Source organism: Streptomyces sp. NPDC048623 (assembly GCF_040650755.1).
Lineage (GTDB): Bacteria > Actinomycetota > Actinomycetes > Streptomycetales > Streptomycetaceae > Streptomyces.
The window spans coordinates 41,147-58,657 of the sequence record NZ_JBEZHV010000023.1 but is presented as its reverse complement, the minus strand read 5'-3'; the positions used below and the strand labels follow the sequence as shown (position 1 = coordinate 58,657).

Here is a 17,511-nt window from a genome sequence, read left to right as displayed (position 1 = left end):
CGGTGATGCGTCGGGGGTTGTGTGACAGGGGGTACGCGTACGGGTAGGGGGTACGCGTACGGGTTACGCGTCAGGGGTGTGGGGCTCCGGGAACTCCGGGATGCGGAGCTCGGGTCCGAGGAGCCAGGCGGCGATCTCGCGGATCGCTCCGGAGCCGCCGGGGGTGTCGGTGACCGCGCGGGCGGCGGCCCGTACGGAGTCGTGGGCGCTGCCCACCGCGACGGGCCAGCCGACGAGGTGGAAGCAGGGCAGGTCGTTGACGTCGTTGCCGGCGTAGAGCACGCGCTGCGGGTCGATGCCCTGCTCGTCGCACCACTGCTTGAGGGCGAGGTCCTTGCGGTCCACGCCGTGCAGGACGGGGATGCGCAGCTTGCGGGCGCGGGCGGCGACGACGGGGTTCTGCTCGGTGGAGAGGATGAGCAGCGGGACGCCGGCCTTGCGCAGGGCGGCGATGCCGAGGCCGTCGCCGCGGTGCACGGAGACGAACTCGCGGCCGTCGGCGTCGATGTGGACGCGGTCGTCGGTCTGGGTGCCGTCGAAGTCGAGGACGACGGCGTCGACGTCGGCGAGGCGCGGGGTGACCGGGTCGTCGAGCAGCGGTGCGAGCGCGCGGGCGCGGGCCAGGTCGTGCGGGTCGTCGATCTCCTGGACCCGGGCGGGGTCGGTCACGACGAACTCGGTGCGGCCGAAGAACCGGTGCCGGTGGGTGCGGAAGCCCTCCGCGGCCATCGCGTAGACGGCGCCGGTCTCCAGGTACTCGGGCTCGCGGTCCTGGCGGCGCGGCCGGTGGGCCTTGTCGTGGTTGACGCCGGTGGCGCCGCCGTCGGTCTCCCGCCACAGAAAGCCGTGGCTGGGCGCGGCGGTGAAGGCGGTGTCGGCGGCGCCCTCGGTGATCCGGCGGGCGGTCTCGGCGACCTCGGCCGCGGTGAGGAAGGGGCTGGTGCACTGCACGAGCAGGACCACGTCGGCGGCGCGGCCGTGGGCGGCCTCGAAGGCGTCCATGGCGTGCAGCACGGCGGACTCGCTGGTGGCGGTGTCTCCAGAGAGCTCGGCGGGGCGCCGTACGGCCTCGGCGCCGAAGGCGCGGGCGGCGTCGGCGATGGCCTGGTCGTCGGTGGAGACCACGACGTCGGTGACCTCGGGGGCGCCGAGGCAGGCCCGGACGGCCCGGCCGACCAGCGGGATCCCGGCGACCGGGGCGAGGTTCTTGGCGGGGACGCCCTTGGAGCCGCCCCGTGCGGGGATGACGGCAAGCACGGTCGGCGTGTCGGTGGGCATCAGAGTTCTCCCAGTCGGCGGATGACGGGGGCCACGCGCTGGACGCCGTGGCGGTAGGCGCCGCGCGCCGCCTCGCGGACGATCCGGCGCACCCCGCTCTCGCGGGGCTCGGGCGCACTGAGGTCGAGTCGGTGGCGGGCGAGGATGCCGGGCAGGTAACCGCCGGCGGTCTCGGCCGTGTAGTACGGGGCGACGGGCGGCAGCGCCGGTCCGGCGAGGAGTGCGGCGACCCGCTCGCGGGCCGCGTCGAAGGCCTTCTCGTACGGGAGCGCGCCGGGCAGTCCCGCGGCGCCGACGCCCTGGCGGGCCAGCCACTCCTCGTCGGGCTCGGGGACGGCGCCCTTGTCGAGCGCGTCGAAGGAGGCGAGCAGCCCGGAGCCGATGAAGTGGTGGTTGCCGAGCGCCTCGCGCACCCCGAGGTCGGTGAGGATCGCGGTGGGGATGCGCCGGTGCAGGGCTTCGAGGGCGGCCGTGGAGGAGACGGTGACCAGGAGGTCGGTGCGGTCCAGGACCTCGCCCATGTGCCCGTACACGAGACGGAAGTTGGGCGGCACGGGGAGGTCGCGCACCAGCTTCTGGTACGGGAACTCCTCCAGGTGCGTGGTGTGTTCACCGGGCTTGGAGCGCAGCTTGAGGAGCACCTCGCGGTCCGGGTGCAGCCGGGCGTGCCCGACGAGCCGGCGCAGGACGTAGGCGCGTTCGGCCTTGGTGACGGGCACCGAGGGCTGGGCGGCGAACACCAGGGTGTCGCGGCCGGGTTCGGGCTTGTGCGGGGCACCGCCGAGGAACGGCAGCGCGGCCTCGACGACCGAGCCCGGGTCGGCGCCGACTCCCTCGTACACGGCGCGGAAACGCTCCGCGTCGTGGCGGGAGTTGGCGAGCACGACGTCCGCGCCGTGGCGCAGGAGCAGTCCGTCGGCGAGCTTCTCGTACACGACGCCGACGTAGCCGGTGACGAGCACCGGGCGGCGCTCCAGTCCGAGGTCGGCGATGCCCTGGAGGACGGCGCGGACGGTGCCGCCGACGAGGGCGAGCACGACGACGTCGTAGCCCTCCCCGCGCTCCGCGGCGTGGCGTACCTCGCGCAGGAACTCCGCTCCGGTCACCTCGCGCGGCACGGTGTCGGACACCGCGGTCTCGGCGAGCTGGCGGGTGGTGGGGGTGGCGCGGCCGCGCAGCACGAATCCCGTGAGAGCGGGGGCCTTTTCGGCACCGCTTTCAGGGCCGCATTCGGGGCTGATTCTGCGTGCGGTGAGCACGCCCCATTTCCACCGGGTGTCGGAGTCGGCGAGAACGGCGACGCGCACCGTTCGATCGGTACGTGATGGCACGTCCAGGACGCTAGGAGGGCTCGGGGATTCACAGCCCAACTGGGCCACAACAAATGGTTAACAGCACCATGACGCAGAACGGTAAACGGACAGAAAGGGGGACCGATCCGGGGTGGTTAAGGGGCTCGCCGCCTCGTGTTCACCGAGCATCCCCTTGCCGGTCAGGACGAATGCCGGGGCGGCGCCTAGCGTCGGCTGCGTGGTCAAGCTCTCCGTCGTCGTGCCGTTCTACAACGTGCAGACATATGCCCCCGACGCCCTCAGAAGCCTGCGCGCGAACGCCCGCGAGGACTTCGAGTTCCTTCTCGTCGACGACTGTTCGACGGACGGGACCCCGGAGCTCCTGGAACGCGCGGAGCGCGAGATCCCGGGGGCGCGGCTGCTGCGGCACGCGCGCAACGAGGGCCTCGCGACCGCCCGCAACACCGGTCTGGACGCGGCCCGCGGCCGGTATCTGGCCTTCCTGGACGGCGACGACTGGCTCTCCCCCGGTTTCTACGGGCGCCTGGTCGCCACCATGGACGAGCTCGGCACCGACTTCCTGCGCACCGACCACGTCCGGGTGACCGGGCGCGGCCGGTCGGTGCGGCAGGTGCCGGTGGGCCGGCGCATGGAGCCGCTGCGGCCGCGCGACGCGATCCTGCCGGCCGACCGGACGACCTCGGTGGACTATCCGTACGCCTGGGCCGGGATGTATCACCGGCGGCTGCTCGACCGGGGTCTTCTGCACTTCCCGCACGGCCTTCGGACGGCCGAGGACCGCCCGTGGATCTGGCGGCTGCACCGTGAGGCGGAATCCTTCGCGGTCACCGGCGAACTCGGAATCTTCTACCGGCGCGGAGTGGCCACCTCGCTCACGCAGATCGGTGACGTACGACAGCTCGATTTCATCCGCGCATTCGATCAGGTGATCGACGAGATCACGACCGATCCGGATGCGGAACGCCTGCTGCCGAAAGCCGTCCGCACCTATTGCGCGGTGATTTCCCACCACATCGGGAACATGGCCAAATTCGAACCGGAGGTCGGCCGCACATTGCGCGCGATGAGCTCCGGCGCGCTGCGCAGGATGCCGCAGGACGTGCTCGCCGACGCGCTGTCGGCGATGGGCGAGGACCGCGCGGGTCCGCTGCGCCGGCTCAAGCGCCGCCGCCCCGCCCCCGCCCCGGCCGCCCCGGCCACGAGCAAGGCCGCTCTGGAGACGAACGCCGCATGAACCGCACCGCCCCGAAGACGCCGCGCAGGACCACCCAGATCTTCTACGCCTCCACCCTGTACGGCGCCGCCACGCTCGCCGCCGCCCTCGACAGCGGCTGCTTCGGCCCGGCGGACCGGCGGGTGCTGCTCGTCTCCACCAACGCCGCCGTCCCCGAGACCACCACCCCGCTCGACCGCATGCCCGGCTTCGAGAAACTGCGCGGCCGCTTCGACGAGATCCTCGACTGGAACGCGACGATCGAGCCGCTGCACCCCGGCGGCTGGACCCCCCGCGCCGACGACCTGCCGCTGCTCCAGCGGCACCTGCGGCGCCTGTGGGGCCTCGGCTCCGACGACCGGACCGCCGACCGGACCGCCGACCGGATCGAACTCGTCGTGGAATCCCTCCAGGTCGCGCCCGCGCTGACCATCGCCCAGCTGCTCCCGGACGCGTCCATCGACGTGTACGCGGACGGGCTGATGAGCTACGGCCCCACCCGCAACAAGATCGACCCGCTGGTCGGCGAGCGGGTGCGCCGGCTGCTCCACCTGGACCTGGTGCCGGGGCTCGCGCCCCTGCTGCTCGCCGAGTTCGGGGCGGTCGCCGAGGTCGTACCGACGGAGGCGTTCACGAAGGTCGTGGAGGAGCTCTCGGGCCCGGCGGCGACCGGGCCCGACGGGGCGGGCGAGCCGGGCCCGGCGCTCCTCCTCGGCCAGTACCTGGCGGCGCTCTCCCTCCTCACCCCCGAGGAGGAGGGCGCACTGCACCTGAAGATGGTCCGCGGCGCGGTCGCCCGCGGCCACCGCCGCCTGGTCTTCAAGCCGCACCCGACAGCCCCCGACGCCTGGTCGAAGGCGCTGGTACGGGAGGCGGCGGCGCTCGGCGCCGAACTCACCGTCGAGGACCGGCCGGTGCTCGCCGAGGTGCTCTACCGCGAGCTGCGGCCGGCGCTCGTGGTGGGCTGCTTCTCGACGGCACTGTTCACGGCGAGCGCGTTCTACGGCATCGAGACGGCGAAGGTCGGCACCCGGCCGCTGCTCGCCCGGCTCACGCCGTACCAGAACAGCAACCGGGTGCCGGTGGCCCTCGTCGACTCGCTGGTCCCTGACCTGGAGGAGCCGGCCGAGGACGCGGGCGCGCTGGGCGGCGACGAACTGGCGGGCCTGGTCGCCGCGGTCGGCTTCGCGATGCAGCCGAGGATCCGCCCTGACCTGCGGGAGGCGGCCGTACGCCACCTGTCCGGCCCGCTCGCGGTCCGCACCCGGCACCACTTCACCCGCCGCCGCCTCACCTCCCTCGGCCTGCCCGGCGGCATCCCGGTCCCCCGCCACCCGGGCCTGCGCCGCCTGGCCCGCCGCGCCCTGAGGCTGAAGCGGCGGGCCCTGGGCGGCCGGTGAGGCCGGACCGGACCCCGGACAGGCCCTACCCGCGGGTGACCGGCTCCTGGAGCTCGGTCACCCAGCGGGAGGTGTCCTCCGGGCACTCCAGGTACAGCTCGCGGGCGTAGCCGACCGAGGCGTATCCGTTGGTGTCGATCCAGCTCGCCAGGGTCTGCGCGGTCGGCAGGATCTCGTCCATCGACCCGCGGTGCACGACGGTGGCCGCCTCCTCGATCCCGGGCAGGACCACGACGTCCACCCCCTCCACCTCGGTCCCCTCGGGCACGGTCGTCCCGGCGTGCACGACGACCGAGCCGTCCCCGCGGCCCGCGTCCTCGTAGTACGCGATCCCGGGCCCGAACTCCTTGACCCCGGCGGCCTCCAGGCGCCCGCACAGCTCCTCGTACAGCGGCCCGATCACCGGGCTGATGTCGGCCGGGCCGAAGCTCGCGGCGGTCCCGCTCAGCTCGGCGAGCCGGACGGCGGGGATCTTCTTCACGACGACGTCCTGCGTGGACATGCGTCCCTCACTCTCGATGGCTCGGAGCCGCGCCCCGACCCGCGCGAGCCGCGCCGCCGCCTCCGCGGCGGCCGTCTCCAGCTCGGCCTGCCGCAGCCGCAGCATCCCGCGCAGCTCCTCCGCCCCCACCTGCTCGTCGAGGATCGCCCGCACCTGTTCCAGGGTGAAGCCGAGCTCCTTGAGCGCGATGACACGGTTGAGCCGCGCGAGCTGCGCCGCCTCGTAGTAGCGGTAGCCGCTGTGCGGGTCGACACGGGCGGGGTGCAGCAGCCCGACGGCGTCGTAATGACGCAGCATCCGGACCGACACCCGCCCGTGCCGGGCGAAGTCTCCGATGGTGAACATGACGCCCCCTACGCAACGGCCTCACATGGTGTGAGGGTCAAGCACACCGAGCCCGTCAGGATCAGGCGCTGGCGAGCGAGAGCTTCGCGGCGAAGCCGAGGAAGAGGGCACCGGCCGCCGTGGTCGCGCCCGCCGAGAGGCGCTTGCGGCGGCGGAAGGCGGCGGCGAGGCGGGTGCCGCTGAAGATGAGGGTGGTGAGGTAGAGGAAGCTGCCGAGCTGGAGCAGGACGCCGAGGACCAGGAAGGAGACCGCCGGGTAGGCGTAGTCCGGGTCCACGAACTGCACGAAGAAGGAGATCAGGAAGAGGATCGCCTTCGGGTTGAAGAGGCTGATGATCAGCGCCCGGCGGTACGGGTGCTCCACCGGGCCGGCCTGCTGCCCGACGGGCTCGTCGGCGACGGACACGGCCACCGTCTCGTGCCGGGCCCGCCACATCTCGCGGGCGGCGCGCAGCATCCCGTACGCCATCCAGGCCAGGTAACCGGCGCCCGCGTACTTCACGATCAGGAAGAGCAGCGGGGTGGTCTGGAGCAGGGAGGCCGCGCCGAGGGCGGCCAGGGTCATCAGGACCGTGTCGCCGGTGAACACCCCGGCCGCGGCCTTGTATCCGGTCCGGGTGCCCTTGCGGGCGGCGACGGACAGCACGTAGAGCGAGTTCGGTCCGGGCAGGAGGATGATGAGGACGAGCCCGGCGAGGTAGGTCGGCAGATCGGTGACACCCAGCATGAGGCGGAGTGTCGCACATGCGCACGACACTCCGCTTTAAGTTTCAACTGGTGGAATGGGCGCTTCCGCCAGGCCCTGGCAGGCCTTCGCCGGGATGTCAGAACGCGTCGGTGGGGACGTATGTGCCCCAGACCTGGCGCAGCGCGTCGCAGACCTCGCCCACCGTCGCCCGTGCCTTGAGCGCCGCCTTCATCGGGTACAGCACGTTGTCCGTGCCCTCCGCGGCCTTGCGCAGCTCGCCCAGGGCCGCGTCCACCGCCGTCTGGTCGCGCCCGGCGCGCAGCCGCGCGAGCCGCTCGGCCTGCTGGGCCTCGATCGCCGGGTCGACGCGCAGCGGCTCGTAGGGCTCCTCGACGTCCACGGTGAAGCGGTTGACGCCGACGACGACCCGCTCGCCGGAGTCGGTCTCCTGCGCGATCCGGTACGCCGAGCGCTCGATCTCGTTCTTCTGGAAACCGCGCTCGATCGCGTGGACCGCGCCGCCCAGGTCCGCCACCTTCCGCATCAGCTCAAGGGCGGCCGCCTCGACCTCGTCGGTCATGCTCTCGACGACGTAGGAGCCGGCGAAGGGGTCGACGGTGGCCGTCACGTCCGTCTCGTACGCCAGGACCTGCTGGGTACGGAGCGCCAGGCGGGCCGACTTGTCCGTCGGGAGCGCGATGGCCTCGTCGAAGGAGTTGGTGTGCAGCGACTGCGTGCCGCCGAGGACGGCCGCGAGGCCCTGTACGGCGACCCGCACCAGGTTGACCTCGGGCTGCTGGGCGGTGAGCTGCACACCGGCGGTCTGGGTGTGGAAGCGGAGCATCAGCGACTTGGGGTTCTTCGCGCCGAACTCCTCCTTCATCACCCGCGCCCAGATCCGGCGGGCGGCCCGGAACTTGGCGACCTCCTCCAGGATCGTCGTCCGGGCCACGAAGAAGAAGGAGAGACGGGGCGCGAAGTCGTCCACGTCCATGCCGGCCGCGACCGCCGTGCGGACGTACTCGATGCCGTCGGCCAGCGTGAACGCGATCTCCTGCGCGGGCGAGGCGCCGGCCTCGGCCATGTGGTAGCCGGAGATCGAGATGGTGTTCCACTTGGGGATCTCGGCCCGGCAGTACTTGAAGATGTCCGCGATCAGACGCAGCGAGGGCTGCGGCGGGAAGATGTACGTGCCGCGGGCGATGTACTCCTTCAGCACGTCGTTCTGGATCGTGCCGGTCAGCTGGTCGGCCGGTACGCCCTGCTCCTCGCCGACCAGTTGGTAGAGCAGCAGGAGGAGGGCGGCGGGGGCGTTGATGGTCATCGACGTGGACACCTTGTCCAGCGGGATGCCGTCGAAGAGCACCCGCATGTCGTCGATCGAGTCGATCGCGACGCCGACCTTGCCGACCTCGCCGTGCGCGATCGGCGCGTCCGAGTCGTGGCCCATCTGCGTGGGCAGGTCGAAGGCGACCGAAAGACCCATGGTGCCGTTGTCGATGAGCTGCTTGTAGCGGGCGTTGGACTCCACGGCGGTGCCGAAGCCCGCGTACTGGCGCATCGTCCACGGCCGGCCGGTGTACATCGAGGGGTAGACGCCACGGGTGAAGGGGTACGCGCCGGGCTCGCCCAGCTTCTCGGCCGGATCCCACCCGTCCAGGGCGTCCGGCCCGTAGACCGGCTCGATGGGCAGTCCGGACTCCGACTCGCGCGCCATATGGCTCATGCCTCCCGGTTGACCTGTTGAGACCCGGTCGGGCCTGCTCAGCGGTACGGACCCCGTCGTGACGGACTGTAGCCCCGGCCGCGCGACAGGGTGGAGAGCAGTCCGCTGGGACCTTCCTCACAGCTGTACGTCCCAGCATGCACGTCTCTATTCGGTCACGTGCGCAACCGCGCGCGGCCGGGCATGCATCCCTTGAGTACACACGTGGATTTTCCCGGGGGGCACCGATGAAGCGTTCTTCGTCCGTCATACGCAGAGCAGTCCTGGCCGCCACGGCCGTGGCCCTGGCCGCCGGGTGTACGGCCCAGGGCACGGGCACCGGCAAGGGCACCGTGACCCAGGCGCCGGCCACCGCCACGCCCACGGCCGCGCCCACCACCTCGTCGGCGCCGCCGTCCGCGTCGCCGAGCGGCACGCCCGACGACAAGCCGTCCTCGCCCACCGCCTCCCCGACGACCGCCCCGGCCGGCCGGATCCTGATGCGCGACGGCGACGAGAACGCGCAGGTGCGCGAGCTCCAGGCCCGGCTGCGCCAGATCGGCTACTTCGACCGGGCGCCCACCGGCTTCTACGGGACGATGACCGCGGGCGCGGTGAAGGGCTTCCAGAAGAAGCGGGGGCTCGCGCAGACCGGAACGGTCGACGAGACGACCTGGCAGCGGCTGCTCGGGATGACCCGGAAGCCGACGGCCGCCGAGCTGCGCCCGGCCACCACCAACAAGCTGGACACGCCTGACCCGCGCTGCATGACCGGACGGGTGCTGTGCATCAGCAAGGAGAGCCGGACGCTCGCCTGGATGATCGACGGCAAGGTCGTCTCGTCGATGGACGTGCGCTTCGGCTCGGAGAACACCCCGACCCGCGAGGGCGTGTTCAAGGTGGAGTGGAAGGCCCGCGACTGGACCTCGACGATCTACCACACGCCGATGCCGTACTCGATGTTCTTCAGCCGCGGCCAGGCCGTGCACTACTCGGCGGACTTCGCGGCGCGCGGTTACGCCGGGGCCTCGCACGGCTGCGTCAACGTACGGGACAAGGCGAAGCTCTCGGTGCTCTTCGACCAGGTGAAGGTCGGCGACAAGGTCGTCGTGCACTGGTGAGTGGTCGAGAGAGGTGAAGGGGCGCGGGTGGGACCGGGGGAACGTGTCCCACCCGCGCCGGTGCGCCGAGCCGAAGGTACGGGGGGAACCCCGGCTCCATGCGCTCGCCGATGACCAGTCGGCTCACTCAGTACTGCGCCGGAGGGTCGAAAAGTGTCACACCCGGTGTCTCAGCGGGCTGAGCTGCTCTTCTTGAGGCTCTGGTTCTGAGCCTTGCCCTGGCTCTGGCCCTGGCTCTGGCCGTCGGTCCGGCTCTGGCTCTGACGGCCGCGCTTCGCGTCGCCGCCCTGGTGTCCGCCGTCGCGGTTCCGGTCGCCTCGGTCGGTCTTGTCGTCGCCGTCGGAGCCGCCGCTCTCGGAGCCGCCGTTGCCCGAGCCGCCGGTGGTGGTGTCGCCCTTGCCGGTGCTGCCGGTGCTTCCGGTGCTGCCGGACGAGGTGCGGCCGGTGGCGGTCGGGGTGGCACCCGAGGGCGCGCCGGAGAGGACCCGGTCGCAGTAGCGCTTCACGGTCTCGCCGTTGCGCAGGGCGCCGGTGAGACGCTGCCGGCCGCTGTCGGAGAGCGTGCCCGCGCGGAAGTCCTGGCAGGCCTTGAGGGTCCTGTCGCGCTCTTCGGCGTCGCCGCCGCTGTCCGGGCCGCCGATGCTCCTGCCCGGGCCGGTGGACGGGTCGTCGGGTCCGGCGGTGCCGGTGGCGCCCGGGGAGTCGGTGCTGCCGGGCGTGCCGGGCAGGCCGCCGGATCCGCCGGGCAGCGGGGTGCCCGGGCTGCCGGTGGGCGAGCCGGACCAGCCGGTGGCGGAGGGGTCGGCGGCCACGACCGAGCGGCCGGGTCCGGGGTCGGACGTCAGCGGCAGGACACCGGTGCCCGCGGCCACGGCGACGCCGCCGACCGTGACGGCGGCGACCGCGGCGGCGAGCCCGTAACGGAGGGAGCGTCCCCAGGAGCGGCCGGTGCGGACCGGGGCGAGCCGGACGGCGCCGAGATCGGTGGCTGCGGTCCGCCCCGCGCGCCGGGAGGTCGCGGCAGCGACGGTGGCGGTGGCGGCGCGTTCGGCGACGGCCTCGCGGAAGGCGGCGAGCGCGGCGGCCTCGCCGGGGAGCTCTCCGCCGGGGCCGGCGGTGAGGCCGGCGGCGGGGGTGGTGCGGGCCGTGTCGAGGGCGCGGGCGAGGAGTTCCGCCTCGGCGCGGGCCGACGTGCCGACGGGGTCGACGGACTCGCCGCGCAGCAACCGCTCCGCGGCCTCCTGGTCGAGCCACTGGTACTGCTCGTCGGCCATCACATGTCCTTCTGCGTCCGCGGACGCGATTGCGTCACACCGCCGGGGCGCGCGGCCCCGGGGTGGCGGCCGCGCTGCGGAGGGACGCCGTCCAGTGCGCCGGGCGCGTCGTCGGGCGCGGCCGGGTCGCCCGCACCGAGGAGTTCGGCGAGTTTCTTGAGGCCGCGGTGGGCGGCGGTACGGACCGCGCCGGGCTTCTTGCCGAGGGTGTCGGCGGCGCTCTTGGCGTCCAGACCGACGACGACCCGCAGCACGACGGCCTCGGCCTGGTCCTGCGGCAGTTGGGCGATCAGCTGCATGGTGCTGCCGGTGGCCAGCGCTTCCAGGGCCTCGTCCGCGGTGTCGGAGTCGGCGGCCTTGTCGGTGAGTTCGGTCTCGTCGCCGCCGACGGCGGGGCGGCGGCCGCGCATCCGGATGTGGTCGAGGGCGCGGTTGCGGGCGATCCGGGCGGCCCAGCCGCGGAAGCGGTCCGCGTCGCCGCTGAACCGGTCGAGGTCGCGGGCGATCTGCAGCCAGCTCTCGGACGCCACGTCCTCTGCGTCGGCCTCGCCGACCAGGGTCCGTATGTAGCCGAGGAGCCGGGGATGCACCGCGCGGTACACGGTACGGAAGGCGCTCTCGTCGCCGTCCTGCGCGGCGAGCACTGCGGCCGTCAGCTCCGCCTCGTCCCCCAGCACTCCCCACACCTGTCCGTCGTCGCGCTCATCGCGGCTGGTCGTCACCGCCACGCCGCCCAGGGCGCAGCAGAACGCTACGTCCTATTCGGGCGCCGCGTCCACGCGGGTCCGATTCTTTGTGCAAGTCACAACTTCCCGGCTTCCTGCCGGGGGCGGGCCGGGACGGGTGAAACGGAGGTGTGACAGAAAACGCATGCGCGGCGCTGTAGGGAGTACGGGGCCGTGCTGCGGCCCCGCGGACGACGACCGGGGCCTCTCCTGTGGGGGGTGGCGGCCCCGGTCGTCTTCCTTTTCGGCGCCTGTGACCAGGCGTGTCGGGCGGCCTCGGCCGGACAGGCCCAAGGCCGCCGCCCCCTCCTTTCGACTCCCTTCAGCCCGCTGCCGGCCCGGTGGCCCGCTGCCGGCGGGTGCGCAGCCAGCGGCGCGCGGAGACCGCGGCGGCTACATGGCAGCCCAGGCCGATGGCGACGGCCATGAGGGGGACCTTGGTGCCGAGCCACAGATGGAGGGCCAGGCCCGCCAGGATCAGCACGACGGCGGAGACGCGGAGGGCGCGGTGACCGCGCGGGGCGGCGTTCACGCCGCCTGCTCCGGCTTCGTGGCACGGACGTAGTGGATCCACGGATGCAGGTCGCCGGCGTCGATCCCGGTGAACCCGGCGTCCGCCACCAGCGGGGCGAGGAGATGCACGGGGTTGTGCTCCATCACGGGTCCGGTGACAGCGCCGACCAGGTGGCGGGCGAGGGGGTTGGCGGGCGGGCGGAAGTCGGCGAGCAGGAGCCGCCCGCCGGGGCGCAGCACCCGGTGCATCTCGGCGACGGCGCGGGCGCGGACGTCCTCGGGCAGGTGGTGGATCATCAGGCTGCTGACCACGACGTCGAACCGGCCGTCCGGGCCGGGCAGGGCTTCGGCGATGCCGTCCGTGAAGGTGCAGTCGGTCCGCCCGGCGGCCCGCCGCCGGGCGTGGGCCAGCACGTCCGGGGAGGGATCGACGCCCACGACGCTGCCGGCCGGGGCCACCGCGTCGGCGATGTGCAGGGTGAGATAGCCGGTGCCGCAGCCGACGTCGAGGGCGCGGTCGCCGGGGCGGGCGCCGCTGAGTTCGGCCAGGCGCGTGAAGACGTGGCGGCGCCGGCCGCCGAAGAACACGGCGCCGAAGACTTCGTAGGCGCGCCCGTGGGTCAGGGTCTGCCCGTCGGTGCGGGAGTCCCGGGTGCCGTGGAGAAAGCGTGCGAGTTCCATGCGAGCCCTTTCTTAGTCGCCACTAAGTAATGAACTTAGTGGCGACTAAGTTATTCGGCAAGGGTGACTACAATGCGGGGGTGTCCACCGCCACGCCCTCCGGCAAGCCCAGACGCCCGCGGCTGAGCGCGGCCGAGCGCCGCGCGTCGATCCTCACCGCGGCGACCGACGTCTTCGCCGAACACGGCTACCAGCGGAGCAAGATGTCCGAGGTGGCGCGGCGAGTGGGCGTCAGCGAGCCGGTGGTGTTCCAGAACTTCGGCTCCAAGGCGGCCGTGTTCACGGCCGTTCTGGAGCACGCCGCGGGGCAGCTGACCGAGGGACTGCGGACCTGGAACGGACGCTGCCCGAGCGTCGGCGCATGGCTGACCGAACTCCTCGCGCCCGAGCACCTGGCCGACGTGCACGCGAGGGGCACCCTCGGCGTGCTCTTCGCGGACGCCATGACCCTCACGACCGAACCCGCGGTTCTCGACGCGGCCCGGCGCGGCAACCGGCTCATGGCACTGACGCTCACCGACCTGCTCACCGAGGGGCAGCGCGACGGCAGCGTCCGATCCGACCTCGACCCGGCGACCGGCGCCTGGTGGCTGATGTCGCTCCTGGCCTCCCAGAGCTTCCGGTTCTCCGTGGCACCGGATCCGGCCCGCCAGGAGGCCGGACTCGCATCCCTGACCCTGCGGGCACTGATCGCCGACCAGGGCGCATGAGCATTGTCAACCATCGGTTGACACCACCCGACTGTCAACCTAGGGTTGCACTCATGACGAATCCACTCGGCATGAACGACCCTGTGCGGCTCGACGACCTGATCGAGGCGATCAAGCGGTCCCACCCGGACGACGCCCTCGACCAGCTGTCCGACGCGGTCATCGCGGCGGACCACCTCGGCGACATCGCCGACCACCTCATCGGCCACTTCGTGGACCAGGCCCGGCGGACCGGCGCCTCCTGGACCGACATCGGCAAGAGCATGGGCGTCACCCGGCAGGCGGCCCAGAAGCGTTTCGTCCCCAAGGACGACAGCGGGGCGGACGCGGCGAAGATGGACCCGAACGCCGGCTTCAGCCGGTTCACGCCCCGGGCCCGGAACGTGGTGATGGCCGCGCAGAACGAGGCCTCCGCCGCCCGCAACGACAAGACGGTCCCGGCGCACCTCGCGCTCGGCCTGCTCGCCGAGCCGGACGGACTCGCGGGCCACTGGATCACCGGCCAGGGCGTCACCCTCGACGAGGTGCGCACGGCGGTCGCGGCGACGCTGCCGCCGGCCGTCGAGGAGGTGCCCGCGCTCATCCCGTACGACGCGGACGCCAAGAAGGTCCTGGAACTGACGTTCCGGGAGGCCCTGCGGCTCGGCCACAACTACGTGGGCACCGAGCACATCCTGCTGGCGCTGCTGGAGTTCGAGGACGGCAAGGGCACGCTCGCGGGCCTCGGCCTCGACAAGGCGAAGGCGGAGCGGGAGATCGCCGAGGCCATCGCCTCGCTGGCGATCGCGGCGCCCGACCAGGACCAGGACCAGGACCAGGACCAGCAGGCCTGATTCCCGTACGGCCTCCGGCTCAGGCGGTACGCGCCCTGCGGGAGACGACCGCCCGCAGGACGCGGCCGCCCTCGGTCGAGAGGTCGCGGGCGCGGCGCAGGCCGGTCGGGCCGTGGGCGGCCGACTCCAGGACGGCCTGCTGGCGCTGGAGCTCGCCCGCGTGGAGCGGGCCCGTGCCGGTGGCGTCGAGGGCGGCGTGGACACCGAGCGCCGCCTCGGAGCAGGTGCGGGTCCAGTCCCGCAGCGGGCCCTCGGTCCAGTCGGCGGGCGCGTCGTCGAGCATCGCGCGCACCGGCGCGGCGCTCTCGGCCGCGCCCTCGCCCTCGTCGGCCAGTTCCACCCGCGCCTTGGCGACGGCCTCGCCCCAGGCGGCGCCGTCGCCGCGGGCGACCGCGGCCCACACCGGGCGCAGCACCTCCGCGCCCTCCGGTGCGAGCAGCGGCAGGCACCGGTCGAGGCAGGCGAGTCCGGCGGCCGCGAGGGCACGCTCGTCCGCGCGGTCGATCAGTTCCTGCAGGCTCGTGCTCGTCGCGGACATCATGGACGCCTCCTCGCCGGCGGTGCGGGCTCAGTACTTCCTCTACTGCGCCAGCTGGCGCGTTTTCGTCACTGCGCGGCCGGAATCATGCCATTCGCCTTGAGGTGCTGCATAGAGGTCAGTCGGCGTACGAACAGGATCGCGAGCACCGCGGCGACGGCCTTGACGACGTAGGTCGCGAGCGACCACCAGGTCGCGGAGAGCAGGGCGTCGACGGTCTCCGCCCGGAGGAACATCTGCGAGGTGCTCCAGTGCATCAGCATGCTCACGGCAAAGGCGGCCCACCAGCCGTTGAGCAGCGCCAGCTCGCCGGGGCCGTCCGCCGCGTAGGGCGCCATACGGCTGGCGCGCCAGATCTCGGCGGCGATGTTACGAGGGATCCACAGGTTGCCGATCGGGACGAACCAGCCACCGATGGCCCAGCCGGACCCACGGCTCTGCAGGTCACCGGCCCACACCTGGGCGTTCTGCCGCAGCCGGTGGAACCAGACGATGAAGACGACCACGGTCGCCGTGAACACCAGGAGCGACAGGCTGACGACCACGCTCACACCCGGCGCCCCGAGCAGGGAATTGCCGCTGAGGAGCGGGTCGTCGGCCGTCAGGGTGCCGACTTCGAGCAGACCGAGCAGCACGTCGAAGACGATATTGACGGCGAGCAGGGCCACGACGGCGTACGAAAGGCCCTTCGGATTGCGGAGCATGACGGAGCGATCCCCCCAGGGACGAGACGGCGCCCCCTCCCCGAGAGCACCGGGCGGCCGCCCGGCCGCCGAGTCCGGGACCGTACGGCACGCGTGACGCCGTGTCCACGCAAAAAGGGCCCGAAACGCCCAGGTCAGCCGCGCACCTTCGCCGCGAGCGCCTGGAACGCCGGCCAGCTCAGCGCCGGCTTCCGCGCGTCCCACAGCTTCTGCGCCGTCGCCGTCAGCGGCATCCGGATCCCGTCGGCGACCTGCGCCTGGGTCTGGGCGTTCGCCAGGTCGCACCAGACGGCGAAGCTGCCACCGAGGATCTGGGGGTCGTAGCGGGCGGGGACGGGGGTGGTGCCGCGGAGCACGAGCGGGGTCCACTGCTCGTAGATGCGCCGGCCGGTGGGGTACGTGAAGTTGTTGGGCTGGCCGAGCACGTAATAGAGGTACTCGTCGTTGTAGTTGATCATCTTGCGGCCGGCGCTCAGGTACGAGGTCGGGGTGCGGGCGCCGATCTCCCGGCCGGTCCAGTAGGCGACCTGGAGGTCCTGGGCCGGGGCGGCGACGCCGCCGGTGAAGAAGCCGTCGTTCCAGGCGCGCAGCGCCTTGCCCGTCGGGCGGACGACCGCCGCGCGGTCGTTGAGCCAGCCAGTGGCCAGATCCTGGACCCGGCCCGAGGAGCCGTACTTCGCCGTCGCGGCGCGGGCGAGCTGCGGATAGGTCGCCTCGGGGTTCTTCGACATCAGGGCCACGTACTCGTCGCCGCCGAGATGCCAGTACGCGCCGGGGAAGAGGCCGGTGTACTCGCGGAGCAGCTCGTCCACGAGCCGCGCGGCGGCCGGCTTGGAGATGTCGACCGCGCCGCGCGGGGTGCGGCCGGTCGCGCTGACCAGCTGGAGGTCGGGGTGGGCGGCGATCACCGCGCCGAGGTGTCCGGGCGAGTCGATCTCGGGGACGACCTGGATGTGCAGGCTCTGCGCGAGGGCCACGATCCGGCGCACCTCGGCCTTGCTGAGGTGCCGTTCGGAGACGATCTCGGGGTGACTGTCGGAGGCGATCCGGAAGCCCTGGTCGTCGGAGAAGTGCAGGCCGAGCTGGTTGAGCTTGAGGTCGGCCATCTCGCGCAGCCGGCCCTCGATCCACTCCGCCGTGAAGTACTTGCGGGCGATGTCGACCATGAGTCCGCGCTGCGGCTTCGCCGGGGCGTCCGTGACGGTGCCCTCGGGCATCGCGCCGGTGGCCCTGACGGACTGTTTGAGGGTGCGGGTGCCGTAGAAGACGCCCGCCTGGTCGGGGCCGGTGATGCGGATGCCGCCGTCGCGGACGGCGAGGGTGTACGACTCGGCGGCGCCGTCGCCGCCGAGGGCGAGGGTGATGTCGCCGGGGCGGGCGGCGGCGGTGCCGCGGTACGGGATGCGCAGCTCGCCGGCGAGCAGCTTCGCCTCGTCGCCGAGCGCGGTCCCGTCGTTCGCGGCGACCACGACGCCGGTGTCCGGGCCGGGCTTCCAGCCGGGGCCGCGGGCCGCCTGGTGGGCGCGGACGGCGGGGATGACCTTCGGTGTGCTGGAGAGCGGGTACGTCGGGGGCGGCGTCGGGCTCGGGGGCGTGGGCATGGCCGAGGACGGGGCCGAGACCGAGGCCGAGGAGGTCGAGGCGGACGGGCCGGTGCCGGCGGGCGGCTCGGAGGAGGGTCCGTTCGAGCAGGCCGCCACGGTGACCAGTGCCACCGCGGCCGCCATCAGCGCGGGGCCCCGCCGGGGCCCCCGTATGGAGTACCGCATCACCCGGAATCCTCCCTCATCGCACGAACCCCGGCATCCCGGGCTCTCTGTCCACTGCCGGGACGAAACCCACTCGTCCAGGTGAAATTCGCGCACCCGTCGGACACTTCCCCCTTCCCGCCGATAGCGTGGCGTCACACTCACCCCACTGATCTCCCCCGACACCTTCACGTGTCGCCACGTCTCGACACGTCTCGCT

At 72.8% G+C, this 17,511-nt stretch carries 17 protein-coding genes; 5 read left to right on the top strand and 12 right to left on the bottom strand.

Annotation, left to right across the window (positions count from 1 at the left end; genetic code table 11):
- Nucleotides 1-63: 63 nt before the first annotated feature.
- Both AB0C73_RS28330 and AB0C73_RS28325 read right to left on the bottom strand, forming a co-directional pair.
- Complete coding sequence (locus tag AB0C73_RS28330; RefSeq protein WP_362535675.1) at nt 64-1,278, bottom strand: acylneuraminate cytidylyltransferase; 1,215 nt, start codon at nt 1,276-1,278, stop codon at nt 64-66.
- The gene (locus AB0C73_RS28325) at nt 1,278-2,609 is read right to left on the bottom strand and encodes a DUF6716 putative glycosyltransferase (RefSeq protein ID WP_362535673.1); all 1,332 of its coding nucleotides are present in this window, start codon (nt 2,607-2,609) and stop codon (nt 1,278-1,280) included. The genes AB0C73_RS28330 and AB0C73_RS28325 overlap by 1 nt, the downstream gene beginning before the upstream one ends.
- Nucleotides 2,610-2,808: 199 nt before the next feature.
- Between AB0C73_RS28325 and AB0C73_RS28320 the strand changes: the two genes are divergently transcribed.
- On the top strand, nt 2,809-3,825 hold the full coding sequence (locus AB0C73_RS28320; protein ID WP_362535671.1) for a glycosyltransferase family 2 protein: 1,017 nt from the start codon (nt 2,809-2,811) through the stop codon (nt 3,823-3,825).
- Nucleotides 3,822-5,204, top strand: coding sequence for an alpha-2,8-polysialyltransferase family protein (locus tag AB0C73_RS28315; protein WP_362535669.1), 1,383 nt, complete (start codon nt 3,822-3,824; stop codon nt 5,202-5,204). The genes AB0C73_RS28320 and AB0C73_RS28315 overlap by 4 nt, the downstream gene beginning before the upstream one ends.
- A 25-nt stretch (nt 5,205-5,229) precedes the next feature.
- On the opposite strand, the gene AB0C73_RS28310 is transcribed toward AB0C73_RS28315, so the two are convergent.
- The 3 genes from AB0C73_RS28310 to AB0C73_RS28300 all read right to left on the bottom strand — a co-directional run bounded on the left by AB0C73_RS28310 (nt 5,230) and on the right by AB0C73_RS28300 (nt 8,456).
- The gene (locus tag AB0C73_RS28310) at nt 5,230-6,051 is read right to left on the bottom strand and encodes a MerR family transcriptional regulator (protein ID WP_362535668.1); all 822 of its coding nucleotides are present in this window, start codon (nt 6,049-6,051) and stop codon (nt 5,230-5,232) included.
- Between the two features lie 61 nt (nt 6,052-6,112).
- A complete protein-coding gene (leuE, locus tag AB0C73_RS28305) occupies nt 6,113-6,778 on the bottom strand; it encodes a leucine efflux protein LeuE (protein ID WP_362535666.1) in 666 nt (221 codons plus the stop codon).
- A gap of 97 nt (nt 6,779-6,875) precedes the next feature.
- Entirely contained in the window at nt 6,876-8,456 is a 1,581-nt protein-coding gene (locus AB0C73_RS28300; protein ID WP_362535778.1) for a methylmalonyl-CoA mutase family protein, read from the bottom strand.
- Between the two features lie 236 nt (nt 8,457-8,692).
- Between AB0C73_RS28300 and AB0C73_RS28295 the strand changes: the two genes are divergently transcribed.
- Nucleotides 8,693-9,565, top strand: coding sequence for a L,D-transpeptidase family protein (locus AB0C73_RS28295; protein WP_362535664.1), 873 nt, complete (start codon nt 8,693-8,695; stop codon nt 9,563-9,565).
- Between the two features lie 170 nt (nt 9,566-9,735).
- On the opposite strand, the gene AB0C73_RS28290 is transcribed toward AB0C73_RS28295, so the two are convergent.
- The 4 genes from AB0C73_RS28290 to AB0C73_RS28275 all read right to left on the bottom strand — a co-directional run bounded on the left by AB0C73_RS28290 (nt 9,736) and on the right by AB0C73_RS28275 (nt 12,758).
- On the bottom strand, nt 9,736-10,839 hold the full coding sequence (locus AB0C73_RS28290) for a hypothetical protein (protein WP_362535662.1): 1,104 nt from the start codon (nt 10,837-10,839) through the stop codon (nt 9,736-9,738).
- Nucleotides 10,839-11,516, bottom strand: coding sequence for an RNA polymerase sigma factor (locus tag AB0C73_RS28285; RefSeq protein WP_362535776.1), 678 nt, complete (start codon nt 11,514-11,516; stop codon nt 10,839-10,841). The genes AB0C73_RS28290 and AB0C73_RS28285 overlap by 1 nt, the downstream gene beginning before the upstream one ends.
- Nucleotides 11,517-11,886: 370 nt before the next feature.
- The gene (locus tag AB0C73_RS28280) at nt 11,887-12,096 is read right to left on the bottom strand and encodes a hypothetical protein (protein ID WP_362535660.1); all 210 of its coding nucleotides are present in this window, start codon (nt 12,094-12,096) and stop codon (nt 11,887-11,889) included.
- A complete protein-coding gene (locus AB0C73_RS28275) occupies nt 12,093-12,758 on the bottom strand; it encodes a methyltransferase domain-containing protein (protein WP_362535659.1) in 666 nt (221 codons plus the stop codon). The genes AB0C73_RS28280 and AB0C73_RS28275 overlap by 4 nt, the downstream gene beginning before the upstream one ends.
- Nucleotides 12,759-12,838: 80 nt before the next feature.
- Between AB0C73_RS28275 and AB0C73_RS28270 the strand changes: the two genes are divergently transcribed.
- The gene (locus AB0C73_RS28270; protein WP_362535657.1) at nt 12,839-13,468 is read left to right on the top strand and encodes a TetR/AcrR family transcriptional regulator; all 630 of its coding nucleotides are present in this window, start codon (nt 12,839-12,841) and stop codon (nt 13,466-13,468) included.
- A 53-nt stretch (nt 13,469-13,521) separates the two neighbouring features.
- Nucleotides 13,522-14,301, top strand: coding sequence for a Clp protease N-terminal domain-containing protein (locus tag AB0C73_RS28265; RefSeq protein ID WP_362535655.1), 780 nt, complete (start codon nt 13,522-13,524; stop codon nt 14,299-14,301).
- 19 nt (nt 14,302-14,320) lie between these two features.
- On the opposite strand, the gene AB0C73_RS28260 is transcribed toward AB0C73_RS28265, so the two are convergent.
- The 3 genes from AB0C73_RS28260 to AB0C73_RS28250 form a co-directional block, all read right to left on the bottom strand.
- A complete protein-coding gene (locus tag AB0C73_RS28260) occupies nt 14,321-14,842 on the bottom strand; it encodes a hypothetical protein (protein WP_362535653.1) in 522 nt (173 codons plus the stop codon).
- 65 nt (nt 14,843-14,907) lie between these two features.
- Nucleotides 14,908-15,543: a DUF4328 domain-containing protein gene (locus AB0C73_RS28255; RefSeq protein WP_362535652.1), complete on the bottom strand. Its 636-nt coding sequence runs from the start codon at nt 15,541-15,543 to the stop codon at nt 14,908-14,910.
- 134 nt (nt 15,544-15,677) lie between these two features.
- Nucleotides 15,678-17,312 (bottom strand): glycoside hydrolase family 20 protein, encoded by a 1,635-nt coding sequence (locus AB0C73_RS28250; protein ID WP_362535650.1) that lies wholly within the window; start codon nt 17,310-17,312, stop codon nt 15,678-15,680.
- Nucleotides 17,313-17,511 lie beyond the last annotated feature (199 nt).

Excerpts from the sequence above, each read along its gene's own strand:
- AB0C73_RS28290 (WP_362535662.1), bottom strand. The coding sequence starts at position 10,839 with ATGGCCGACGAGCAGTACCAGTGGCTCGACCAGGAGGCCGCGGAGCGG.
- AB0C73_RS28260 (WP_362535653.1), bottom strand. The coding sequence starts at position 14,842 with ATGATGTCCGCGACGAGCACGAGCCTGCAGGAACTGATCGACCGCGCG.
- AB0C73_RS28310 (WP_362535668.1), bottom strand. The coding sequence starts at position 6,051 with ATGTTCACCATCGGAGACTTCGCCCGGCACGGGCGGGTGTCGGTCCGG.
- leuE (WP_362535666.1), bottom strand. The coding sequence starts at position 6,778 with ATGCTGGGTGTCACCGATCTGCCGACCTACCTCGCCGGGCTCGTCCTC.
- AB0C73_RS28315 (WP_362535669.1), top strand. The coding sequence starts at position 3,822 with ATGAACCGCACCGCCCCGAAGACGCCGCGCAGGACCACCCAGATCTTC.
- AB0C73_RS28255 (WP_362535652.1), bottom strand. The coding sequence starts at position 15,543 with ATGCTCCGCAATCCGAAGGGCCTTTCGTACGCCGTCGTGGCCCTGCTC.
- AB0C73_RS28250 (WP_362535650.1), bottom strand. The coding sequence starts at position 17,312 with ATGCGGTACTCCATACGGGGGCCCCGGCGGGGCCCCGCGCTGATGGCG.
- AB0C73_RS28295 (WP_362535664.1), top strand. The coding sequence starts at position 8,693 with ATGAAGCGTTCTTCGTCCGTCATACGCAGAGCAGTCCTGGCCGCCACG.
- AB0C73_RS28300 (WP_362535778.1), bottom strand. The coding sequence starts at position 8,456 with ATGGCGCGCGAGTCGGAGTCCGGACTGCCCATCGAGCCGGTCTACGGG.
- AB0C73_RS28265 (WP_362535655.1), top strand. The coding sequence starts at position 13,522 with ATGACGAATCCACTCGGCATGAACGACCCTGTGCGGCTCGACGACCTG.
- AB0C73_RS28330 (WP_362535675.1), bottom strand. The coding sequence starts at position 1,278 with ATGCCCACCGACACGCCGACCGTGCTTGCCGTCATCCCCGCACGGGGC.
- AB0C73_RS28275 (WP_362535659.1), bottom strand. The coding sequence starts at position 12,758 with ATGGAACTCGCACGCTTTCTCCACGGCACCCGGGACTCCCGCACCGAC.